23 protein-coding genes are annotated in these 21,220 nt (G+C 47.0%); 13 read left to right on the top strand and 10 right to left on the bottom strand.

What is annotated here, in order from left to right; genetic code table 11:
• Window positions 1-160: 160 nt before the first annotated feature.
• Window positions 161-1,336 carry a MalY/PatB family protein gene (locus AAV35_RS04030; protein WP_008587342.1) on the top strand — a complete coding sequence of 392 codons (1,176 nt, stop codon included), beginning with the start codon at window positions 161-163 and terminating at the stop codon, window positions 1,334-1,336.
• A 52-nt stretch (window positions 1,337-1,388) separates the two neighbouring features.
• Here the strand turns inward: AAV35_RS04030 and AAV35_RS04025 are convergent, their stop codons facing one another.
• Window positions 1,389-1,577: a hypothetical protein gene (locus tag AAV35_RS04025; protein ID WP_008587340.1), complete on the bottom strand. Its 189-nt coding sequence runs from the start codon at window positions 1,575-1,577 to the stop codon at window positions 1,389-1,391.
• A 104-nt stretch (window positions 1,578-1,681) separates the two neighbouring features.
• On the opposite strand from AAV35_RS04025, the gene kapB reads away from it, so the two are divergent.
• The 3 genes from kapB (at window position 1,682) to AAV35_RS04010 (ending at window position 3,451) form a co-directional block, all read left to right on the top strand.
• The gene (gene kapB, locus AAV35_RS04020; protein ID WP_008587338.1) at window positions 1,682-2,062 is read left to right on the top strand and encodes a kinase-associated lipoprotein KapB; all 381 of its coding nucleotides are present in this window, start codon (window positions 1,682-1,684) and stop codon (window positions 2,060-2,062) included.
• Window positions 2,063-2,170: 108 nt separating this feature from the next.
• Window positions 2,171-2,881 (top strand): purine-nucleoside phosphorylase, encoded by a 711-nt coding sequence (deoD, locus tag AAV35_RS04015; RefSeq protein ID WP_008587336.1) that lies wholly within the window; start codon window positions 2,171-2,173, stop codon window positions 2,879-2,881.
• A 93-nt stretch (window positions 2,882-2,974) separates the two neighbouring features.
• Window positions 2,975-3,451: a divergent PAP2 family protein gene (locus AAV35_RS04010; RefSeq protein WP_008587334.1), complete on the top strand. Its 477-nt coding sequence runs from the start codon at window positions 2,975-2,977 to the stop codon at window positions 3,449-3,451.
• A gap of 72 nt (window positions 3,452-3,523) precedes the next feature.
• Here AAV35_RS04010 and AAV35_RS04005 read toward each other — a convergent pair whose 3' ends face one another.
• Both AAV35_RS04005 and AAV35_RS04000 read right to left on the bottom strand, forming a co-directional pair.
• Window positions 3,524-3,841 carry a YuiB family protein gene (locus AAV35_RS04005; RefSeq protein WP_008587332.1) on the bottom strand — a complete coding sequence of 106 codons (318 nt, stop codon included), beginning with the start codon at window positions 3,839-3,841 and terminating at the stop codon, window positions 3,524-3,526.
• A gap of 124 nt (window positions 3,842-3,965) precedes the next feature.
• Entirely contained in the window at window positions 3,966-5,186 is a 1,221-nt protein-coding gene (locus AAV35_RS04000; RefSeq protein ID WP_008587331.1) for an NAD(P)/FAD-dependent oxidoreductase, read from the bottom strand.
• Window positions 5,187-5,414: 228 nt separating this feature from the next.
• On the opposite strand from AAV35_RS04000, the gene AAV35_RS03995 reads away from it, so the two are divergent.
• Both AAV35_RS03995 and AAV35_RS03990 read left to right on the top strand, forming a co-directional pair.
• Window positions 5,415-6,401: an NAD(P)/FAD-dependent oxidoreductase gene (locus AAV35_RS03995; protein ID WP_008587330.1), complete on the top strand. Its 987-nt coding sequence runs from the start codon at window positions 5,415-5,417 to the stop codon at window positions 6,399-6,401.
• Window positions 6,402-6,532: 131 nt separating this feature from the next.
• Entirely contained in the window at window positions 6,533-7,288 is a 756-nt protein-coding gene (locus AAV35_RS03990; RefSeq protein ID WP_008587329.1) for an SDR family NAD(P)-dependent oxidoreductase, read from the top strand.
• 98 nt (window positions 7,289-7,386) lie between these two features.
• Here AAV35_RS03990 and rpsN read toward each other — a convergent pair whose 3' ends face one another.
• Window positions 7,387-7,656, bottom strand: a complete 270-nt coding sequence (gene rpsN / locus AAV35_RS03985; RefSeq protein ID WP_008587328.1) for a 30S ribosomal protein S14 — start codon at window positions 7,654-7,656, stop codon at window positions 7,387-7,389.
• Between the two features lie 228 nt (window positions 7,657-7,884).
• Here rpsN and AAV35_RS03980 point away from each other — a divergent pair, with 228 nt between their 5' ends.
• The 5 genes from AAV35_RS03980 (at window position 7,885) to AAV35_RS03965 (ending at window position 11,706) form a co-directional block, all read left to right on the top strand.
• Window positions 7,885-8,559, top strand: coding sequence for a response regulator transcription factor (locus AAV35_RS03980; protein WP_008587327.1), 675 nt, complete (start codon window positions 7,885-7,887; stop codon window positions 8,557-8,559).
• A complete protein-coding gene (locus AAV35_RS03975) occupies window positions 8,559-9,701 on the top strand; it encodes a histidine kinase dimerization/phospho-acceptor domain-containing protein (RefSeq protein WP_008587326.1) in 1,143 nt (380 codons plus the stop codon). The genes AAV35_RS03980 and AAV35_RS03975 overlap by 1 nt, the downstream gene beginning before the upstream one ends.
• Window positions 9,702-9,929, top strand: coding sequence for a sensor histidine kinase (locus tag AAV35_RS14205; protein WP_082409492.1), 228 nt, complete (start codon window positions 9,702-9,704; stop codon window positions 9,927-9,929). It abuts the gene before it with no gap.
• A gap of 92 nt (window positions 9,930-10,021) precedes the next feature.
• The gene (locus AAV35_RS03970) at window positions 10,022-11,038 is read left to right on the top strand and encodes an ABC transporter permease (RefSeq protein ID WP_008587321.1); all 1,017 of its coding nucleotides are present in this window, start codon (window positions 10,022-10,024) and stop codon (window positions 11,036-11,038) included.
• Between the two features lie 2 nt (window positions 11,039-11,040).
• A complete protein-coding gene (locus AAV35_RS03965) occupies window positions 11,041-11,706 on the top strand; it encodes an ABC transporter ATP-binding protein (protein WP_008587319.1) in 666 nt (221 codons plus the stop codon).
• Window positions 11,707-11,826: 120 nt separating this feature from the next.
• On the opposite strand, the gene AAV35_RS03960 is transcribed toward AAV35_RS03965, so the two are convergent.
• Together AAV35_RS03960 and AAV35_RS03955 are read right to left on the bottom strand one after the other, a co-directional pair.
• Window positions 11,827-12,108 (bottom strand): hypothetical protein, encoded by a 282-nt coding sequence (locus AAV35_RS03960; RefSeq protein ID WP_008587316.1) that lies wholly within the window; start codon window positions 12,106-12,108, stop codon window positions 11,827-11,829.
• A 218-nt stretch (window positions 12,109-12,326) separates the two neighbouring features.
• Complete coding sequence (locus AAV35_RS03955; RefSeq protein WP_008587313.1) at window positions 12,327-14,111, bottom strand: DUF2339 domain-containing protein; 1,785 nt, start codon at window positions 14,109-14,111, stop codon at window positions 12,327-12,329.
• Window positions 14,112-14,400: 289 nt separating this feature from the next.
• Between AAV35_RS03955 and AAV35_RS03950 the strand changes: the two genes are divergently transcribed.
• Window positions 14,401-15,573, top strand: a complete 1,173-nt coding sequence (locus AAV35_RS03950) for an iron-containing alcohol dehydrogenase (protein ID WP_008587311.1) — start codon at window positions 14,401-14,403, stop codon at window positions 15,571-15,573.
• 164 nt (window positions 15,574-15,737) lie between these two features.
• Window positions 15,738-16,151 carry a cupin domain-containing protein gene (locus AAV35_RS03945; RefSeq protein ID WP_008587309.1) on the top strand — a complete coding sequence of 138 codons (414 nt, stop codon included), beginning with the start codon at window positions 15,738-15,740 and terminating at the stop codon, window positions 16,149-16,151.
• Between the two features lie 89 nt (window positions 16,152-16,240).
• On the opposite strand, the gene AAV35_RS03940 is transcribed toward AAV35_RS03945, so the two are convergent.
• From AAV35_RS03940 to AAV35_RS03925, 4 genes are all read right to left on the bottom strand, one after another.
• Window positions 16,241-17,560, bottom strand: a complete 1,320-nt coding sequence (locus tag AAV35_RS03940; RefSeq protein ID WP_008587307.1) for an Ltp family lipoprotein — start codon at window positions 17,558-17,560, stop codon at window positions 16,241-16,243.
• A 373-nt stretch (window positions 17,561-17,933) separates the two neighbouring features.
• Entirely contained in the window at window positions 17,934-18,449 is a 516-nt protein-coding gene (locus tag AAV35_RS03935; RefSeq protein WP_008587305.1) for a hypothetical protein, read from the bottom strand.
• A gap of 328 nt (window positions 18,450-18,777) precedes the next feature.
• Entirely contained in the window at window positions 18,778-19,914 is a 1,137-nt protein-coding gene (locus AAV35_RS03930; protein ID WP_008587302.1) for a glycerate kinase, read from the bottom strand.
• A 39-nt stretch (window positions 19,915-19,953) separates the two neighbouring features.
• A complete protein-coding gene (locus tag AAV35_RS03925; protein ID WP_008587300.1) occupies window positions 19,954-21,213 on the bottom strand; it encodes a GntP family permease in 1,260 nt (419 codons plus the stop codon).
• Between the last annotated feature and the right edge of the window lie 7 nt (window positions 21,214-21,220).

Below are 21,220 nucleotides of genomic sequence, written 5' to 3'. Positions count from 1 at the left end.
TTCCCCCTGTGTAAGCAAAGCGATTACTTATCGCTTTGCTTTTTTTATTTCTGACGAGCGTGCTTTCCTTATTTTTCTCCATAAACGTTCCCCTTTAGTTAACAAACCCTTGCGTTTTCCGTTAAGATGTATGTATACATTAATGAATGAGGTGAGGAATATGGCCAATTTTGATGAAGTGATTGATAGAAAGGGTACGCGTTCCGTGAAGTGGGACTTTGCTGAGAGTCTGTTCGAGAATAAAGAGATTCTCCCAATGTGGGTCGCAGATATGGACTTCCAGGTCCCGGATGCGGTAACGACTGCGTTGCAAGACAGAGTAGCCCACGGAATTTTCGGCTACACTCTCCCGGATGAAGAAGTAAAACAGACAATCCAGAACTGGGTGAAAAACCATTACAAATACGACATCGATAAAGACTGGATCACTTACAGCCCCGGCGTAGTTCCTAGCCTACATATGCTCGTGCAGGCACTGTCCGAAGTCGGCGACGATATACTGATCCAGACTCCTGTGTACCCTCCGTTTTACAACGTTGTAAAAACACATGGACGGCACATCGTCGAAAATGAGCTGAACTTCGACGGGAGCCGTTACACCATCGATTTTGAGGATTTCGAACAGAAAATCAAAGACAACAATGTTCCGCTGTTCATTCTATGCAGCCCTCATAACCCGGTGGGACGCGTATGGACGGAATCAGAATTGAAACAGATGGCCGACATATGTGTGAAACATAACGTTACCATTCTATCGGATGAGATCCACTCCGACCTGCTGCTTGGCGACAACACCCATACGTCTATCGCCTCACTAAGCGATGAAATCGATGATGTCACCGTCACCTGCTACTCCCCGACCAAAACTTTCAACCTGGCCGGTCTGCAGGCATCTTATGTCGTGACGAAGGATGAGAAGAAACGCGAAAGACTGAATCGCCAGTTCCAGAGTCAGGGAGTCAACATGTTGAATACTCTCGGTCTCACCGCTCTTGAAGCTGCCTACCAACATGGAGAGGAATGGCTTGAAAATCTTCAGAAAACCCTTACTGAAAACTCAGAATACGCACGCGACCGCTTCCATACAGAGACGGATACCATTACAGTGATCGAGCCGGAAGGCACATATCTGCTGTGGCTCGACTGCCGGAAGCTCGGTCTCGATCCCGACGAACTGAAAAAATTCATGAATGAAGAGGCGAAAGTCGGTCTCAACGATGGAGCTTCTTTCGGCAAAGAAGGTGAAGGATTCATGCGCATGAATATCGCTGCTCCGCGTCAGACCGTAGAAGAAGGCGTAGACAGAATCATTAAAGCCGTAAACTCGAAAGCGTAAAAAAACGCGTGAACCCCGGGGTGGTTGAACCTCAAGGGGTCACGCGCTTTTTCTATTTATTTTCTTCCCGCTCATAATAATGAGGATCGTCCTTCAGATGCTCCGGCACGTGGTCTTCTTCCCGTTTCGAAGCTTTCACGAAAATATAGACAGTTACAATTGCAGCCACCATGAACAATACCAGCATAATCATTGACGGAATGTATTCTGTTTTATCCTGTGGAAAATATAGAAAATCCATAGTGTCGTACCACGCTCCCTGCGTTCATTGTAACAAAGAACGGTCGGGTTCAGCAGTAAATATGTTATTATTCTCATAGAAATGTCATAGGAGGTGTCCAAATTATGGATGAAGTGAAAATCGATGATACGGTAAAAGCGTTTTATAAAACAGGGACGTACATAGGAAAAGTCAAAGAAGATCGCGGTTCCAAATTTCTTGTCGAGGTCCTTGCCGTACACACACACCCGGCCCAGGGCGACCTGCACAATCCGGGCCAGACCGAAGATGTGTTTTTCCATCAGCGAAAAGCCCTGGCCCACCATGAAAAAGCTAACGTCGACAAACAGGCAGTTCATCCTTACGACGATGAAATCCCTGATTACATGAAATCCCTGGAAGATTCCGTACAGAAATACAAAGAGAAACTGGAGCGACGGGATACAGAGTTCAATCAGAAAGCGCTGACCCGTCTTCAGGATCTAGAAAAGCAGTACTTCAAGTAAAAGCACTTTAGAAACGGGAAGAAGTCCACCCCTGTCAAACCGGGCATTTGTCTTAATGAAACCGTTATGATAATTTAGATAAGAAAGACGGTCAAAGGAGGAGCTATAATGACAACACATATTGGAGCTAATAAAGGTGATATCGCCGATAAAGTACTTCTTCCGGGAGACCCGCTACGCGCCAAGTTTATTGCGGAGAATTTTCTTGAAGATGCGGTATGTTATAATGAAGTACGCGGTATGTACGGTTATACCGGTACGTATAAAGGAGAAAGGGTTTCCGTCCAGGGAACAGGGATGGGAGTTCCGTCCATTTCTATCTACGTAAACGAACTTATGGATGCATATGATGTGCAGAAACTTGTAAGAGTCGGTTCCTGCGGAGCTATCCAGGAAGATGTGAATGTCCGCGATGTCATCCTTGCGAATACGTCCTCTACCGATTCAAGCATGAACCGTGCCACTTTCGGAGAAGTCGATTTCGCCCCGAGCGCCGACTTCACCCTTCTCAGAAACGCCTACGATGCCGGAGTGAAAAAGAATCTCAATCTTCACGTCGGGAACGTGTTTACGAGTGATCAGTTCTACCGCGACAACGCAAAAGAGTTTAACCAGAAACTTGCTGACTATAACGTGCTGGCCATCGAAATGGAAACGAGCGCCCTTTATACGCTGGCAGCGAAGTACAATCGTCAGGCGCTCACCGTCCTAACCGTAAGTGACCACATCCTTACCGGAGAAGAGACGACGTCCGAAGAACGTCAGACCACTTTCACCGACATGATGGAAATCGCACTCGACGCTGTAATCCAGGATTAATCAAACAAGCCTCCACATTGCGGGAGGCTTTTACTTTAACGTATAATATGCAATACATAATAAAGGTTTCATGCAGAAAGGCTGAAGATCGCTATGGAGATCCTCCAGAACTTCCCTCTCTGGGCGGCAATTCTTGCTATTTTTCTCGCTCAGGGTATCAAAATCCCAATTTCATTTATAGCTTCACGAAAAATCGACGGCAAACTCGCCTTCTCCACGGGCGGTATGCCGTCCAGTCACTCCGCTGCCGTCACCGCACTTGCGACCGGTGTCGGAATCGACCAGGGTTTCGACTCTGCCATCTTCTCCGTAGCCACTGTCTTCGCTATCATCGTAATGTTCGACTCCACCGGTGTTCGCAGGCAGTCCGGAGAGCAGGCGATTATGCTCAACATTCTTCTGAACGATTTCCAGCGGTTCGTCGAACAGGCGAGAGGCTGGGGAACGAAGGAAGGATTCGAAAAACGCGAAGAAATCAAGGAAATGCTCGGGCATCAGCCTGTGGAAGTGTTCGTAGGGGGAGTGTTCGGAGTTTTCCTCACGTTTTTTGTCCATTATCTTATATTTTAAGGAGGAAGGCGCCGGGCCTTCCTTTTTTTATAATTTTTCATTAAAATAAGCATCCGAATAGCATTCAGATGCTTAAAACATTTGATAACCGTTTTTACGTAACAGACGGATGACGATTCCAGCTGCAAGTGTGCCGAGGAACCCGCTCAGTAAGATAATGATATCAAACACGCTTAAAGAGAGAATCGAAGACCACACATCACTGAGGGCGCCTACAGGCTCCCGGAAATAACGATTCAAAGGAAAATCATCCACGATCAGAAGTACGATCAGCGGAAAAACGAAAAGCATGAACCATGACATCCGCAATACCATGTTCAATAAAAATGATATACCGAAAAACAACACAAAAAACAATAATATGGAAACCGCAAATTGTACAATATCCAATACTCTTCCCCCTACTCTCACTCCGATACAAGCTATATTGTAGTATTCCTGTCAGAAAAGCGCAAGCGCCCGGTCCGTCACTTAAAAAAACAAAGGCCCGTTCCCGGACCTTTGTTCCTCTTTTTTATTTAAAGAAGTTGAGTTTCCCTTTTTTAAGAACGAGTGCGGCTCCGCCGACTTTCCACAAGTAGCGGTTATCGATGATTTTCTTCATGGCAGTGGCTGTCCACCCAAAAATCTTCTTATCATCGAAAATGACACCGATTGCGTCTTTATTACCGAGGGAAGCTACCGTACCCTGAATGTTCGGCTCGAACGGTTCCAGGTTGTGGTTACCTTCCACGATACGTTTCAGGTTCCCGGCTGTATGTTCCGCTTCCTGAATAGCGATCTGTGCTGTCGGTGGATACGGGCGTTCTGTCTCTTCGTTCATGATGAGAGCACAGTCCCCGACGATGAACACATCATCGTAACCGTTCGGACGAAGGTCTTCACGTACCGGCGTACGGCCGCGGTTCGATTCGAATCCGGCTTCTTCCACAAGGCTGTTTCCGCGAACACCGGCCGCCCATACGACTGTGTTGGTAGGGATCTCTTCGATTTCATCACCCTGTTCGTAAACAAGCTTGTCCGCTGTAACTTCTTTGATCATCGCGCCGAGCTTGAACTCTACGCCACGAGCTTCAAGGGAATTCATTGCGTACTCTACGAGCTCCGGATCGAAACCGGGAAGTGCTGTCGGAGCAGCTTCGACGTTGATGATACGTACGTTTTCACGCGGTACGTCATACTCTTTACACAGTTCCGGAACACGGTTGGCAAGTTCACCTACGAACTCGATGCCCGTAAACCCTGCCCCGCCTACAACGAGGTTCAAACGTTCCTGTTTCTTATCTTTTTCATTATTGTATTTCGCAAAGTTATATTCGATATGTTGACGAATCAGACGGGCTTTATTGATACTTGAGATGGTAAAGGCGTTTTCAAGAAGTCCCTTGATTCCGAACGTCGCAGCCTCAAATCCGAGACCGATTACGAGATAATCATAGGAGATTTCCCCGTTCAGAAGGCTCACCTTTTTGTTATCGGGATCGATACCTGTTACAGTATCCTGCACGAAGTTGATCTTGTTCGTGTCGATAACATTGTCCACTTCCATTCTCGTACGATCATGATGCAGCGTCCCGGCTGCGTTTTCATGCAGCCACGTAGATTGATAATGGTAGCTGTGCATATTGACGAGGGTCATGTTTGCACTGTCGGCACTGACTTTCTTCTGAAGCTTGGAGGCAGTCATCATGCCACCGTAACCAGCGCCCAAAATAACAATATTTGGTCTGTTCATTCCAATCACATCCATTTTATATATTTGTGACACATTTCACACAGTTAGGCGAAAAAGTCGAAAGATTACTGCGAAAGTAACGCTTTCATAAATGTCTCAGCTATCATCTTAGCTTTTTTTGTTTTGTTTTTCAACCTTTTGCTTGCGAATCTTTCTATAATTATCTATTGTAATAATTGTGCTAAACTATAAACAAGAGATTTTTTGTATATACAGGAGGTTCCCTATATGAGTGAAAAAGTTCATGATATTACAATCATCGGTGGTGGACCTGTCGGCCTGTTTACTGCTTTTTACGGAGGTATGCGCCAGGCATCCGTCAACATAATCGAAAGCCTGCCCCATCTCGGCGGTCAGCTTACCGCCCTTTATCCGGAGAAATTCATCTACGATGTCGCCGGATTCCCGAAAGTAAGAGCACAGGAACTCGTGGACAGCCTCACCGAACAGGCGATGGCGTTCGATCCTGACGTTACACTGGAAGAAGCGGTGCAGACGGTCGAGCGTCGGGAAGACGGATCTTTCAAACTTACAACGAACAAAGATGTCCATTACACGAAGACGATTATCATCACGGCAGGGAACGGAGCTTTTGAACCCCGCAAACTGAAAATCAAGGATACGGAGCGCTTCGAGGAAACGAACCTTCACTACCACGTCAATAATATGGAACGTTTCCGCGATCACAACGTCATGATCTGCGGCGGTGGCGATTCAGCTGTAGACTGGTCTCTCATGCTGGAGCCGATTGCCAATGAAGTGACACTCGTACACCGCAGAGCCAACTTCCGGGCTCACGAGCACAGCGTAGAACAGCTGGAGAATTCAAGCGTCCGCACGCTCACCCCCTTCACTCCCGAAAAACTTGTCGGGGACGAAACGATCGATCAGGTCGTATTGAAAGAAGTGAAGGGCGAGAAGGAAGAATCCATTAACATCGACGATCTTATCGTCAACTACGGATTCATCAGCTCTCTCGGTCCTATCAAGGAGTGGGAACTGGATATCGACAAGAACAGTATCGTCGTCAATCAGAAGATGGAAACAAACATTGAAGGTATTTACGCCGCCGGAGATATTTGTACGTATCCCGGCAAAGTGAAACTGATCGCTTCAGGCTTCGGCGAAGGGCCGACAGCCGTCAACAACGCCAAGAATTTCATCGACCCGAGCGCCCGGGTGCAGCCGAAACATTCCACAAGTATGTTCGGCTGAGTCCGCCCCAGCCTGTTCATTGAACTCAATGAGCAGGCTTTTTTATGTAGTGGGCCTTTTCCATAAAAGTGCTTTCGCTTCCCAAGGCTGTCTCCAGTGATAAAATATAACTGTAAAAGGAGGAATTTCACATGAGTAAACTTAACGGAAAAACAGCTATCATCACAGGCGGAGCCGGAGGTATCGGCTTCGGTATCGCCAAAGCATTCGCCAAAGAGAAAGCGAACGTCGTACTCGTTGACGTTAATGAAGAAACCGGCCAGAAAGCCGCAGAACATCTGAAGAACAGTGGTGCGGACAGTCTGTTCATCCACGCAGATCTGACCGACCATGCCGCCCTGTCTTCCATCGTCGATAAAACGGTGGAAACATTCGGAGGTCTGGATGTCCTTGTGAACAATGCGCACGCATCAAAAATGGCTTCTTTCCTTGAAACGACGAAAGAAGATATGGATCTGTCTTTCAATACAGGATTCTACCCTACCTTCTATCTTATGCAGGCAGCCTCCCCTCATTTGAAGAAAACGGAAGGGTCGATCATCAACTTCGCCTCGGGCGCAGGAATCAATGGAGACGCCAATCAATTATCTTACGCCGCTGCAAAAGAAGCGATCCGCGGCATGACGCGCGTAGCTGCGAATGAGCTCGGGCAATTCGGAATAAATGTCAACCTCATCTCCCCTATAGCCAATTCCGAAGGTGTCCAGGAGTGGGCAGCAAACAATCCTGAATACTATAAAAAAGTGCTCGGAAACATTCCGATGCAGCGCTTCGGTGATCCGGAAGAAGATATCGGAAAAGCGGCCGTCTTCCTCGCATCGGATGACTCCAACTACATGACGGGACAGACGCTCATGCTCGACGGAGGTTCCACCAAGCTGAGGTAAACCGTCATCACTTATAAAGACACAAAACTAAAAAGCCGCAACAACGCCGAATCCGGTTGGTTGTTGCGGCTTTTATTTTAAAGAAATATCACAAAGTTTTACCAGCTGGCTTTGCTTACACCCGGAATCTGTCCTTTGTGCGCATAATCCCTGAAAGCGATCCTCGACATTTTGAATTTCCTCATATAACCGCGCGGACGTCCCGTCACTTCACATCTGCCGGTGAGACGGGTCGGAGATGAATCGCGCGGAAGCTTCCGAAGTGCTTCGTAATCCCCTTTTTCTTTCAGTTCTTTACGCAAGTCGGCGTACTGCATGACCATCCGCTGACGCTTTTTTTCTTTCGCGACCTTCGACTTTTTAGCCATTCTATATGAACCTCCCTGTAAATATAACTTTATATTTAATTAAATAGTAGTAAACAACGCAACCTAAATCGTAATCATTACTATTTAAGTTGCTTTTTAAATATATCATCTGCCTGGAATTTATTCAAATTCAGCGCCTGTCCTCCTTGTACTAAGACTTTTGTTCACCTTCCGTTCACCTTCTTTTGTTATCCTAAAAGAAGGAATGCACAGGAAAGGATGAAAAGCATGACTTCCATACTGATTACAGATGATGACCCCTATATCAGAAAACTCGTCTCCCGGACACTTGAATCATCAGGATACGAGACATACAGAGCTTCCAATGCAGACGAAGCTATATCCGTGCTGGATAAGTCAGGTATCGATCTGGCTGTCGTCGATGTCATGATGCCCGGAACGGACGGATACGCCTTAACGAAAATAGTCACGGAAGATTACGGACTTCCCGTCATACTTCTCACGGCTAAAGGCGAATTGCACGACAAAGAACAGGGATACCGGGCCGGGACGGACGATTACATCGTGAAGCCGTTTGAACCGAAAGAACTGCTATTCCGGATCGAAGCCGTTCTCAGAAGATACGACAAGCCGAATGTCCAGTCGTTAGCTGCGGGAGAACTCGTCATCGACCGGAATAATTACGACGTCCGGATCGGTACCAGTCACCTCATGCTTCCGCTGAAGGAATTCGACCTTCTCGCTCTCCTCGCCTCCACTCCCAACCGTGTGCTCAGCAGAGACCATCTGATTGAACAGGTGTGGGGTCTTGAATTCGAGGGAGATGAGCGTACGCTTAACGTCCACATAAAAAGATTAAGAGAGCGTCTCGCACCGCTTACCCACAGTGTTACCATACAGACGGTACGCGGCGTCGGGTACAGGCTTGAGGTGAACGGGTAGTGAGATCCCTATATACAAAATTTCTACTGTACACTCTAATCATTATGAGCGCCAGTTTTCTCATCGGTTTTCTTCTGGCGAATGCTTACTATCAGAACAACCTGAAGCCTGAAACCGACAGAAAGAACATGCAAATCGCAAAACAGATAGCTTCTTACGCCGAGTCGGCCGACAATCCGGAGGCCTACCTGTCCACTACGGCCGCTACCGGTTATCAGCTGTTTCTGAAGGGACCGGAGAAGTCCAGTTTTTTCGGAAATCCTTTTGATGGAAAAGATCTTCCGGAAGAAGACGTCCAGCGCGTCATGGACGGAGAAACGTATCACGGCATGAGGGATTTTTCGGCAGGGATTTTCGTAACCGGATTTTTCGCGAACGAACTGCGGAACTCCGTCGGGGTGCCTGTAACGATAGAAGGTGAGCCTCATGCGCTGTTCCTGCGTCCGGATATCAAACTTCTTTTTAACGAAGTTCACATTCTCTTCGGTCAGATGGCAGTTGTCATCATCATTTTGAGTCTTCTGGCGATGCTTCTTTTTTCCGGGATTCTCGTTCACCCGATCCGCAAGCTTTCCCGGACGACCAACGTCATCAAAAAAGGTGACTTCACCGTGCATCCCGACATTCACCGGAAAGATGAAATCGGAACGCTTGCACGAAACTTCTCTTCCATGATCGACCGGCTAGGGGAAGTCGATCGGCTCCGTCGTAACTTCGTATCAAACGTCAGTCACGATTTTCAGACGCCCCTGCTGAACATACGCGGCTACAGTCACCTGCTGGAAAGCCGCGAGTTATCCGAAGAAGAGAAAACGGAATACATCAAGATTATTCAGGATGAAACAGAGCGACTGTCCACATTATCGAGGCAGCTCCTTCTTCTTTCGTCCATCGAAGACAGCGGAAATCTTATCGAACGGCAAAGTTTCGATATCAAACGTCAGCTGGAAGAGACGCTCCGGCGCTATCACTGGAGAATCAGCTCGGAAGGACTGGCGTTGACGTACTCTTTCGATGAAGCGACGTACAGCGGGAATGCGGAACTCCTTCAGGCGGTATGGGACAACCTCATCACCAACGCCATCAAATACTCAAAACCCGATTCTTCCATCCACGTTTCCTTACAGAATATGGATAAATAAATCACAGTTTCCGTCCGGGATGAAGGGATAGGGATGAGTGAAGCGGAAATGAGCCGGGCGTTCGACCGCTTCTACCGGGCGGATGAAGCACGGTCACGCACGACAGACGGCACCGGACTCGGTCTTTCCATAGTCAAAGAAGTCACCGACATTCACGGAGGAACGGCGAGCGTCTCGAGCATTCCTGGAGAAGGCACAGTCTTCACGATCACCCTACCCCATCTGTAACACCCCGTTAACCTTTCGTTCACCTTGCTGATTTACCATAGTCAGTAGAAGGAACGAAAGGTTTTTATTATACAGAAAGGGTTGAAGAACAGATGAATATGGCATTAAAAGAAATGAAAAAAAATAAAACGAGGTTCCTGATCATAGGCGCGGTCGTTTTTCTGATCAGCCTGCTGACTTTTCTATTATCCGGACTCGCGAACGGTCTTTCGGAGGACAATATGGCGTCCATCCGTAATCTGCCCGAGGGGAATTTTCATTTGACGGAGGATGCAGAAGGTTCCTACACCCGTTCCAATCTGGATGAAGCCACTGTAAAAAGTGCCACCGGTCAGAACAATTACGCTTTTTCCGTGCAGATGGGAGGCCTTGAGAAATCGGAACGCAAGTATTCGCTCGCTTTCTTCACTTCCACCTCAGCCTCCCCGTTCCCGCAGCCGGATAAAGGAGAGGTTGTACTCGATTCGTCTGTTAAAGAAAAAGGAGTCTCTGTCGGTGATACGCTTACACACCCGCAGACGGGTGAAGAACTGGAAGTGACCGGGTTCGCGGATAATGAACGATTCAGCCACTCCCCGGCCGCTTTCGTAAATCAGGAAGAGTTTTCTTCCATGTTCCGCATCGAAGATTTCCAGGTTCTTTATACAGAGAATGCAAAAGATATAAGCGGACTGGAGACGTTTTCGAAGAGCGAATTCCTGTCCTCTATCCCGAGCTATCAGGCGGAACAGATGACTCTGTCGATGATTCTCTGGTTCCTCGTCCTGATCAGCGGCATGCTGTTTGCGATCTTTTTCTACATGATGAACGTACAGAAAACGGGGATGTTCGGTATTCTAAAAGCGATCGGTGTTCGTACGAGACGCCTGTTTTATATGATGTGGGTCCAGATGCTGACGATTACAAGCCTGGCTGTACTGCTCTCCGGCCTCGCAGGTCAGACCGCAGGAGTCCTCCTGCCGGAAGCGATGCCTTATGATCTCCCGATTTCGACGACCCTGGCTCTTGCAGTCGTATTTCTCGTCGTCGGTTTTATCGGTTCCACATTTTCCGGATTGCGCATTCGTCAAATTAAACCGCTGGAAGCGATCCAGCAGGGAGAGGGGTAACTATGGAAACATTTCATTTAAAGAATATCAGAAAAACATTCAAAAACGGAGAAGTCGAAGAGGAAGTACTGAAAGGCGTGAACCTCTCCCTGCGCCCGGGAGAAATCACTGCTTTGACCGGGGCTTCCGGTTCAGGAAAAAGCACGCTGCTCACCATAGCCGCAGGTCTGCAGGAAACTTCCGAAGGTGAAATCAGTTTTAAAGGAAAAAACCTGGCTGATGTGAAAGAGGAAAAGTTACGTAAAGTGCGGGCAGAGGAATTCGGATTCATTTTCCAGTCGTCCCATTTAGTCCCTTTCCTTACTGTGGAGGAACAACTCTTCATGATGCTTGAGGTGGCCGGGAAAAAGAAAGAGGAAGAAGAAGTAACAGCTATTTTGAGTAAGGTAGGACTTTCTCATCGCAGGAAGGCCTATCCTTCTTCCCTGTCCGGAGGAGAAAAACAGCGTGCCGCCATCGCCCGCTCCGTTATCCACCGCCCTTCCGTTCTGTTCGCCGACGAACCGACGGCAAGTCTCGATTCAAAAAAATCGGAAGAAGTGATGCAGCTCCTCGAAGACATGACGAAAGAGCTTGGCATGGCCACCCTCCTCGTCACCCACGAAACGGAGATGCTTTCTTACGCAGATCGGGTCGTTCATATGGAAGACGGGAAGATATTAGTGTGATGTAAGAACAGTCCAGGTACTAGAGCTCAACTTGAACTATATCCCCGAGTAGCGGGACACTTGTTATAAGTGTCCCGCTACTCGGGGTGTAGTTTAGTAAACCACCGGCTTTTTTTTGAATTAAGCGGACGCCATTTGAGACATCAATAACCCAGTACCAAAAACGAATAAATTTACTGCTCCTATAATAAATGAAATAACCGCTAAATAATTTTTTTCTCCATCTTTAAAACAAGCCATTATACCTAATACGAACGTAGCCAAAATCATGACACCAACTACTACAATACCTAAACGGAAATTCACCGGGATAAAATCGTATATAAGTAAATAAAAAAAGGGCATGGTAAAGAGACTACTAATAAAAGAACCATAACTATAAAAAGTTAACTTTTTATTCAACCTAAAACCACCTTTATGAGTTTGATTACATTTAACAAAGAAGGGCGAACACATAAAAGTAAAATAAATTTAGACAGGTTGACTCATTCTTGAAACGACGATCACTGTATAAAGGAGAAATGAGCCACTCCCACCTCTTTACTGACAAAAACAGCGACAAGGTCAGTTATATTCTTAAAGAATCTTGATTTACTAATAACTCATCTGTCTAACTTATTTCAACGTTTTTTGCTGCTATTTTGTTTATTCGAACGATAGAAAAACCTTGATACCAGCACTCCCACAACACCAAGCCCTATAAACAACAGACCGCGTACGATAGCATCGATATAGGAAATATCGACCAGAAAGGCTTTTCCGAGCGTAATGAAAATCCATATCATCGCGAAAACACGAAGCGGTCTCTTGTCTTTTAAAATTCCCGCTGTCAACGCGGCCACTGCGAATAGGATCCAGCTTATTGATACCGCTATGTTCCGGTAGTCATAAAAGTTCTCCTCTCCAATCTGGAAGGCCACCTGCGTCAGGGTAAGAAGTGCAAAACCTAGCCCTGCTCCAGCAAATACGTAAATGCACGTACGCCGGACGATACCCGTCATCACTTTATTACCCGTATAGGAACGGAACAGCAAATAAGCGAGCCCTGCTACGATGGCGGCGGTGATCCCCTCAAATACCGGTACGTCCACTGCGGATTCAATATACTCGAGATTGCTGAGTGTTAAGGAGGCACCGATGATAAAGAAGATGGATGCTAGAACGGTTTGCACCCGGCTGTTGATGCCGAAGCCGAGACGATAAAGAGCGATCGCTTCCACAAGGTATAGAATCGCGTACCCTTCGTAATCGACAATACGGAATATCTCGAACGTACCAAGCACCACTGCGAACAGTGTATATAAGTGAAAAAGCATACCCCGGTTGTTTCGGCTCCGGTAAGCAATCCCTCCGTAAAGAAGAGTGCCTGTGACGAGAAAAGCGTCGAGTACGGAAACAATCAGAGTCACCCACCCGTATTCATATATAGAAGCAGGAGAAAGAGGAGTTACAAACAGCCAGATCAGTGCAGCTATAAACGTAAGAGACAGAAGCACCCCCTTCGCCCTGGATAGAGCATCCGAATAGAACAGGAGTGCGGAAAGGCCTATGTGTATCGCTACGACGGTGTAGGCGAATATCTCATACTGATCAATAGGGCCGATACTGTTCACTTGTGAATCTGCCAGCGCAGATGCTATCACATAAACGAAAAACGTAACGGAAGGAAGCAGCGTTCCCGCGTACAACAGAACCATATACCTCCATTTCCATGCATATAAACCGAGCGTCACAACGAGCAGCATTTCATAAAAAAAGAATACGAAAAAGTTCCCCTCTTCTCCTCCAACGAGAAATGGCACGAAAAAACCGGCTATAGTCAAAAAGACGGCGAGAGCCTGGGATTTGTATATATGTGACAGGTATAATCCCGTAAAAATACCGAAAATGTACAGAACAAAAGCGATCGGCATTTGAACCAGCCCGTACAGAACGGTACCTGCAAAGGTGGAAAATATCCATATACCTGCTCCGCCACCGATCAGACTTACCCCGAGTCCTCTCCGGTCTTTCTTCGTCTGGTACACCCCGGTAATGGCGAGTACTACGGAAGATACAAAGCCGATGAGTACCCGGGCCGGTTCCGTAATCCAGTTGTTCTCGACGGCAGACTGGAAGGCCCATACCACACCGATCAGCAGGACAACGATGAACACACGTGGCAGCCACACCTGCCCGATCCATGCTTCCCAGTCTCTCTTTGCAGGCTTCGTTTCCCCCAAACCTTTTTCCGTTTCTTCGGACAAGTAGGAATCATGCTTTTCCGGTTGAGAAAAAAACGGTTGTTTTATCCCCTTTTTCTCTTCCGGTTCTCTGTCTTTAAGCATAGATTTTATTTCTTCCATTTCTCTTTCCAGCTTATCCAGACGCTCCTCCAGACGACGGTCCGATTCATTTTTATTCATCTCCGGTCTCCGCTCCTTCTGCTTTTGCGTAATTTCAATATATCTTCTACATACATTATTCGTCTAAAATCCCGGTACACCTTTTATAATATTTGTGTTTAATGCAGGGAACACGGGGGAACACTCCCCAAGCGACAGTAATCGTTCCCTTAAATCACCATAAATAGATTTTTTTTGTTTAATGAAGTTCAGAGAGGGAACACTGCTCAAGCGTTGCCGTTTCATTAATACGGCAACTGTCATCAGGAAGAGACTAATCAACGAAGCCAACTGAAGGAGGCTATTATTTATGAGTCGTTTTACGATTCCGCGCGATATTTATTTTGAAGAGAACGCACTGGAAGTACTGGAATCCTTTGAAGGGAAGAAAGCCGCACTGGTCATCGGCGGCGGTTCCGTAAAACAAAACGGAAACCTTACGAAGATCCAGGAACACCTGGCAGCTGCGAATATAGAAACAGAAGTATTTGAAGGCTACGATACAGAACCGACATTCGAAGCGGTGAAAAAAGGTGCAAAAGACTTTGATCAGTTCCAGCCGGACTGGATTATCGGTATCGGCGGCGGATCTGCGATGGACTCCGCCAAAGCGATCTGGCTTTTCCACGAATATCCGGATCTCTCTTTTGAAGATGCTGTAAAACCGTTCGAACTGCCGCGTCTTCGCCAGAAAGCGAAATTCGCCGGCATTCCGACGACAAGCGGAAGTGGTTCCGAAGTATCCAACCTGTCCGTCGTCGCCGATGAAACGACGAACGTGAAATATCCGCTGGCAGACTTTGAACTGACACCGGATGTCGCTATCATCGACCCTGTCATGGTTGAGGAACTTCCTAAGCATATCGCTGCTTATACAGGCATGGACGCCTTCACCCATACGATTGAAGCGTACGTAGCGAAACCACGCACGCTGTATACAGATATCCTTTCCCTCGGGGGAGCTGAAGTGATTAAAGATAACCTGCTCGCTTCCTACAAAGGGGATCAGGAAGCTGCAAAACAGATGCACACCATTCAGGCGATGGCAGGAATGGCTTTTGCGAACGCCGTACTCGGTAACGTGCACAGCCTGGCCCACAAAAGTGGTCCGACATTCGGCATTCCGCACGGCTATGCTAACGCGATCTATCTTCCTTACGTCATCCAGTTCAACCGTGAAGTAGTGGAAGATCGTTTCGCCGAAGTTGCCCGCCGTCTTAACCTGAAAGGGAACAGTGATGCTGAACTGACCGATTCTCTTGTAGAATACATCTATCAGCTCAACAAAGACCTCGGTCTTGCAACGACTCTCCAGGACTTCGGTGTACCCGAAGAAGACTTCAACAAGCATCTGGACACGATGGCCGAGAACGCTCTCGAAGATCCATGCACAGGCACCAACCCGCGCGAAACATCTTTCGAACAGATGAAAGAACTATTCAAAGCTTCTTACTACGGCAAAGAAGCTCTCGTAAAAGCATAAGTTTCAGCACGGTTTTATAACAGAGTTTCCAGGGACACCCCTTGGAACTCTGTTTTTTTGGTAATAAATGCAAAGCTTGTTAAGTCCGGCGTACAACGTTTAATTTCAGACAGAAACAGGTACAGAGTAAGAAGATCATATTACTACTTCAGGAGGGATAGACGATGGAATTGAAAGATTACGGTTCGGCCCCATTTGTAACGAACATTGAAGAAGCCACTAGAGAGAACACGAACTATCGTACAGCTTTATGGACTGGAAAGAATCTTCAGGTCACTTTGATGAGTATCGATGTGGGAGAAGATATCGGTCTTGAAGTCCATCACGAACTGGACCAGTTTCTCCGGGTGGAAGAAGGAGAAGGTCTTGCACAGATGGGAGACAGTGAGAACAACCTGGATTTCGAAAAGAAAGTAGGCGACGATGATGTAGTACTCGTTCCGGCAGGAAAATGGCACAACATAACGAACAAAGGCGACAAGCCGCTCAAAATCTACTCTATTTATGCGCCTCCGGAACACGACCACGGAACCGTACACAAGACGAGAGCCGAAGGAATGGAAGATCACGACCATTAATCTCAACCTTAAAAATGCTTTCCATATCAACAATGGAAAGCATTTTTTATTCATATTCTCCTGTTTCAATTCTCCACCTATCTCCGCAGCTACAGCCCCACCTGATCGGCTGCGTATTCCGCTTGTTCTCTGGTAAATCCGCTTCCTGCATCCGACGATAGCTGTTGGATCAGACCATCTCTCGAGAAGGACATCGTATCCAGATAGCTTTCCGCACTTTTCACCGCCTGCTCGTTCCAGTTTACATCCAATTGATTCACCGCGAACTCAGCGTCTTCCCGCGGATACCCGCTTCCCGCATCCGAAGATAACTGTTGGACCAGACCTTTTTTGGAAAAAGCACTGAATTCCAGATAGCTCTCTGCTTGTGCCACTGCATTCTGCTTAGATTTCGTCATAGAACCATCCGAACTTCCGTCCTCATCAGAGGACTCATCCGAAGAACTTTCGTTTCCTCCGAAATTCATCTGTTCGACCGCATATTGGGCCTGTTTTTCCGTGAATTTTTCCCCGGCGTCCGAAGTGAGCTGTTGTTTCAGCCCGCTTTCTGAAAATGAGCTGTACTCTAAATAACTCTCTGCACTTTTCACTGCCTGCTCGTTCCAGTTTACATCCAATTGATTCACTGCAAACTCAGCGTCTTCCCGGGGATAGCCACTACCATAGTCGGAGGACAGCTGATCGATAAGGCCCAGTTTGGAAAAAGCTGTGTATTCCAAATAACTCTCCGCTTCCTGAAGGGCGTTCTTTTGGGAAGTAGTCATATCACTTTCCGATTCACTACTATCTGCGGAAGACTCTTCAGAGGATTCTTCGCTGACTGTCTCCTCTTTACTGAAATCGATCTGATCGATGGCATATTGCGCCTGCTCCTCGGTAAAACCTTCGCCGGCATCCGAAGTGAGCTGCTGTTTCAACTCCTGTTCAGAAAAGGCGCTGACCTCCATATAATTTTCCGCGCTTTTCACCGCCTGCTCGTTCCAATCCACGTTTAACTGATCCACCGCATATTCAGCATCTTCCAGTGGATAGCCGCTTCCTGCTTCAGAAGACAGTTGGTTAAGGAGACCTTCTCTGGAAAAGGCAGAAAACTCTAAGTAATCCTCGGCCTCCTGCACCGCATTTTTCTGAGAAGTGGTTATTGTATTATTTTCTTCTTTCTTTTCCTTTGAGGCTTTCTCGCTTCCCTTTTCAGTACTTTCCTTTTCACCCTTCTCTTTCGTACTGGCTTCCACTTCTTCTTTACTTTCACTTTCTTCACTGGCCGCCTGTTCGCTGTTTGAGGTGCTTTCCGTCTGTTCGGTGCTCCCTTTGTCCCCAAAGTTCCCTATGACTAACATGGCTAAAATCAAAATTGTCCAGAACCAGAATCGTTTGTAGACAGGTTTTTTTGTTTTATTTCGTGCCATTGTAATCCCCCCGTTTTTAGATTCATTTTCCACGGACTGGCGCTAACCTTTGCAGAGTTTTTCCAGGGCGCTCATCTGTACTGATCAGATTTATAATCTGTACGTTCTGAGGAGCAATAAGGTCTACTGACCAATGCCTTCTTTCCTTAAACTTTACCATGATAATCGTTAAATTAGGTGAAATTCCCCAAAGTTTTTATAAGGTAAGCAATAATTTGTTAACGCTTACTTTTTTAATTGCTACACTTAAAAATTAATATAAAGGCTAAAAGTCTTACGAAATATAGATCTAAATGCTTTCATTTCAATTTCTATCTTAAATTACTTTTTTATATGCTTAGCTCTGTTATTGTACGTCAGGTTATCACGCTTATTATTTTTCCGTGCTTAAATTTTCAAAGGTAGATGATGAAATAATCTGGTCTCTTTCTTGTCCATTTACGTCATAAGTAATTTGAATTTTTCTATTCTTATTCGTTTCAACATGGTTTTTTAAAGAAGTTTCTAAAATTAGGGAGGCTTTATCATCAATCTCAAAACCTTCTATTTCTTCTTTTTCCCCTATATCATCTCTTTCGTATACTCCTGTTTTCTTATCCGCTTTTCCCCCATAAAAATTATAATTAATCCCATCGTCAGAATGGACAGATTCTTCACGGTTAATCATTTCTACAGAAGCTATTTTTGCTGTTTTATTTCCAGACCATTTTATTGGTATCACAAAAAAATATTTTTCCCCTGAAGAAAGAGAACTTGCAGAAATATTTTCAATTGAGAATTCACCATTTTTACTAATTTCATTTTTTTTAGTAGAGCTTTCAGATTCTGAACATGCACTTACGATACATAAAGTAAGTAAGACTACAAAAGCAAATAATACTTTTTTCATGCTGAATCACCCTTCCTGAAAGTAAAATAACCGGCAAACTGTTGAATCTCCCGGCTGACAATAGCATCTAGAGGCATCGTACTAGTTAGGTTTCATCGATGCATGCACCTTATCACATTCGGAAATTATTTCAAGCGGCAAACTAAGGTAGTATTTTCCACTTGAAATATTCTCATTACGCGACATACTACAAGGTTCCACAAGTGTTCAAAAATAAGCGCACAACAGTACAAACAGGTCGAGAGCAGAAAATCATAAACCTAATTTCTCTAATTTTAAGAGGGGAGTTAATTTTTCTCTCCCCTTTTATAGCATTCTGATTATAATACTATCGGTACAGTCCCATCAGTCTGGCCACATTTTCTGCGGTTTGCGCCACGTTCTGAAAAGAGACCCTCTTCAACTCTTCCAGCTCGGCGGGTCCGGCAACTGTGCTGAACACGGCGTCGATTCCTGCATCAAACACTGTTTCGTACCCTTCTTCGACACTGCCGCATAAGGCGATTACAGGTAATGGAGGAGTATTTTCCTTCGCTACTTTCGCTACGTACACGGGTGTTTTTCCAAATACCGTCTGATGATTGATACCGCCTTCTCCCGTGATGACAATATCAGCGTCCTCCATATGCTTTTTCAACTGGGTCACGTCTGCCACAATCGCGGCCCCTTTTTCAAGTGAACAGGGGAAATATCCAAGAAAGGCAGCCCCCATCCCCCCAGCTGCACCGGCGCCTGGGGTGTGAACGATGTCCCGCTCCACCTGCCCCCCGGCGACAGTTGCAAAATTCGCAAGGGCACGGTCGAGCAGCACAATGTCTTCCCGGGACGCTCCTTTTTGCGGACCGTATATGGCTGAGGCACCATCGTCCCCGATTAAAGGGTTATCGACATCACAGGCGATACGGAAGTGGGACTGTTTGATTCTCGGGTCCATCCCGCTCGTATCTATATGTGCCAGGTGGGAGAGAGAAGCTCCGCCCGGCGCCAATTCCTCCCCGTTTTCATCTGTGAAGGAAACGCCCAGTGCCTGAAGCATCCCTGCACCCGCATCATTCGTCGCACTTCCGCCGAGTCCGATAATAAAAGATCGTACGCCCTGCCGGAGAGCGTGACTGATCAACTGCCCTGTACCGAAAGTGGAAGTGATCGTCGGGTCCCTCGTCTCGGCAGTCGTGTGCTGAATACCGGAAGCCGCCGCCATCTCGATCACTGCCGTGCTGCCATCTCCGGAAATGCCATAGGGAGCTTCCACGGAGTTTCCGAAAGGATCGGACACGTTGGCGGTGACCACTTTTCCTCCAGAAGCATCCACTAACGCACGCATCGTCCCTTCTCCTCCGTCGGCCATGGGGCACACAACAATTTCTGCATCCAGCACGCGTCCGAGCCCCTCTTTGGCAGCCTCCCCCACCTGTCGCGAGGTAAGGGTTCCTTTGTAAGAATCAGAAGCGATAACGATTTTCATCTTTCATCCTCCTCATAGTTGCTGTTATAGCTGTACCCGTTAAAATAATTGAAACACTCCGAAAATCAGTGTAGATACGACAGCGAGCGTCAAACCTACGACAGTTTCATAAGGTATCAGCTTCACGCGTTCCTGGATACTCATCAGTACACTGCCGGCGGTGGCGTGGAAGAAGCTTCCGTGAGGCATATGGTCGATTACTGTCGCCCCGGCGTGGATCATCGCTGCACCTGCCAGGCCGCTGACGCCCATTTCAAGCAGTGTCCCGCTGAAGACTTCTGCTGCAACAATGGATCCTGCCGTCGTGGAAGCGGTCGCTCCCCCCATGAAAATTCCGGAAACAGGAGCTAATGCGTAGCTCGGCAGCCCTAAATATTCGATGGTATCTATCAGCAGATACTGCAGTGTGGAATTCGAAATAATCCCCGCGATGGCTCCGGTACCGAGAAGGAGTACGGCGACTGCTGACATTTTGCTGAGGCCGGTAATGATAAACGAATTGATCGACCTCCATTTGCCCATAGCGATCGCCCCGACCAGCCCTCCTGCGGGAAGCGCGATCATAGGGTCGACTTCAATACCGGCAATTGGCCTGAGAACGAGTAAGGAAATTGCAATTAATGGCGCGATCAGGGCGAGTGTGACCGGAGGAAGCCTCTTATCCTCTCCTTCTTCCAGATCTCTCTCAGCGACGAAACTACCTTTTTTTACAAGGCGCTGAGCCATAATATATGTAACGAAAATACCGAAGACGGCAGGTACGATTCCTGCGGCCATTACGGAAGTCAATGGAACGTTGAAAGCTTCCGAAACGGCAATGGTATTCGGGTTCGGGGACATAATATTCCCTGCTTTCCCCCCGCCCACCATAGCAAGTAATATGGCCGTTTTGGACAAACCCGCTTTGTAAGCAATCGCCAATGCAATCGACGCCACCGTGATTACCGCTATATCCACGAACACACCTGCGGCAGTCAACGCCATCGTCGCTAAAATAAGGGAGAGGAGAGCTTTCTTCTCACCCAGTTTCTCCACAACAGCATTCGCGATGGAGTTTGCCGCTCCCGACTCGATCAGAACACCGGCCAGAACACCGGCTGCAAGGATCCGCAGCACGGCAGGGATGATCCCTTCTGCCCCTTCCACCATCAGCTCCACTGTCTGCGTGAGACCGGCCCCGCCGACAATTCCTCCAACCAGAGCTCCGGTGATAAGCGCATACACGGGCGGTACTCTTCTTAAAATCATTACGATGGCTAAAACCAGACCACCGATTGCTCCAACAGTTGTTACAGGCACTTTAAAC

The sequence above is a fragment of the Salimicrobium jeotgali genome, from assembly GCF_001685435.2.
Lineage (GTDB): Bacteria > Bacillota > Bacilli > Bacillales > Halobacillaceae > Salimicrobium > Salimicrobium album.
This window is presented reverse-complemented; position numbering and strand designations above follow the sequence as displayed.

Bases quoted from the DNA above. Each gene is read 5' to 3' on its own strand.
- AAV35_RS04025 (WP_008587340.1), bottom strand. From the start codon at position 1,577: ATGGATTTTCTATATTTTCCACAGGATAAAACAGAATACATTCCGTCA.
- AAV35_RS03995 (WP_008587330.1), top strand. From the start codon at position 5,415: ATGAGTGAAAAAGTTCATGATATTACAATCATCGGTGGTGGACCTGTC.
- AAV35_RS03970 (WP_008587321.1), top strand. From the start codon at position 10,022: ATGAATATGGCATTAAAAGAAATGAAAAAAAATAAAACGAGGTTCCTG.
- AAV35_RS03965 (WP_008587319.1), top strand. From the start codon at position 11,041: ATGGAAACATTTCATTTAAAGAATATCAGAAAAACATTCAAAAACGGA.
- AAV35_RS04030 (WP_008587342.1), top strand. From the start codon at position 161: ATGGCCAATTTTGATGAAGTGATTGATAGAAAGGGTACGCGTTCCGTG.
- kapB (WP_008587338.1), top strand. From the start codon at position 1,682: ATGGATGAAGTGAAAATCGATGATACGGTAAAAGCGTTTTATAAAACA.
- deoD (WP_008587336.1), top strand. From the start codon at position 2,171: ATGACAACACATATTGGAGCTAATAAAGGTGATATCGCCGATAAAGTA.
- rpsN (WP_008587328.1), bottom strand. From the start codon at position 7,656: ATGGCTAAAAAGTCGAAGGTCGCGAAAGAAAAAAAGCGTCAGCGGATG.
- AAV35_RS04000 (WP_008587331.1), bottom strand. From the start codon at position 5,186: ATGAACAGACCAAATATTGTTATTTTGGGCGCTGGTTACGGTGGCATG.
- AAV35_RS03950 (WP_008587311.1), top strand. From the start codon at position 14,401: ATGAGTCGTTTTACGATTCCGCGCGATATTTATTTTGAAGAGAACGCA.
- AAV35_RS03955 (WP_008587313.1), bottom strand. From the start codon at position 14,111: ATGAATAAAAATGAATCGGACCGTCGTCTGGAGGAGCGTCTGGATAAG.
- AAV35_RS03940 (WP_008587307.1), bottom strand. From the start codon at position 17,560: ATGGCACGAAATAAAACAAAAAAACCTGTCTACAAACGATTCTGGTTC.
- AAV35_RS03990 (WP_008587329.1), top strand. From the start codon at position 6,533: ATGAGTAAACTTAACGGAAAAACAGCTATCATCACAGGCGGAGCCGGA.
- AAV35_RS03935 (WP_008587305.1), bottom strand. From the start codon at position 18,449: ATGAAAAAAGTATTATTTGCTTTTGTAGTCTTACTTACTTTATGTATC.
- AAV35_RS04010 (WP_008587334.1), top strand. From the start codon at position 2,975: ATGGAGATCCTCCAGAACTTCCCTCTCTGGGCGGCAATTCTTGCTATT.
- AAV35_RS03945 (WP_008587309.1), top strand. From the start codon at position 15,738: ATGGAATTGAAAGATTACGGTTCGGCCCCATTTGTAACGAACATTGAA.
- AAV35_RS03980 (WP_008587327.1), top strand. From the start codon at position 7,885: ATGACTTCCATACTGATTACAGATGATGACCCCTATATCAGAAAACTC.
- AAV35_RS03930 (WP_008587302.1), bottom strand. From the start codon at position 19,914: ATGAAAATCGTTATCGCTTCTGATTCTTACAAAGGAACCCTTACCTCG.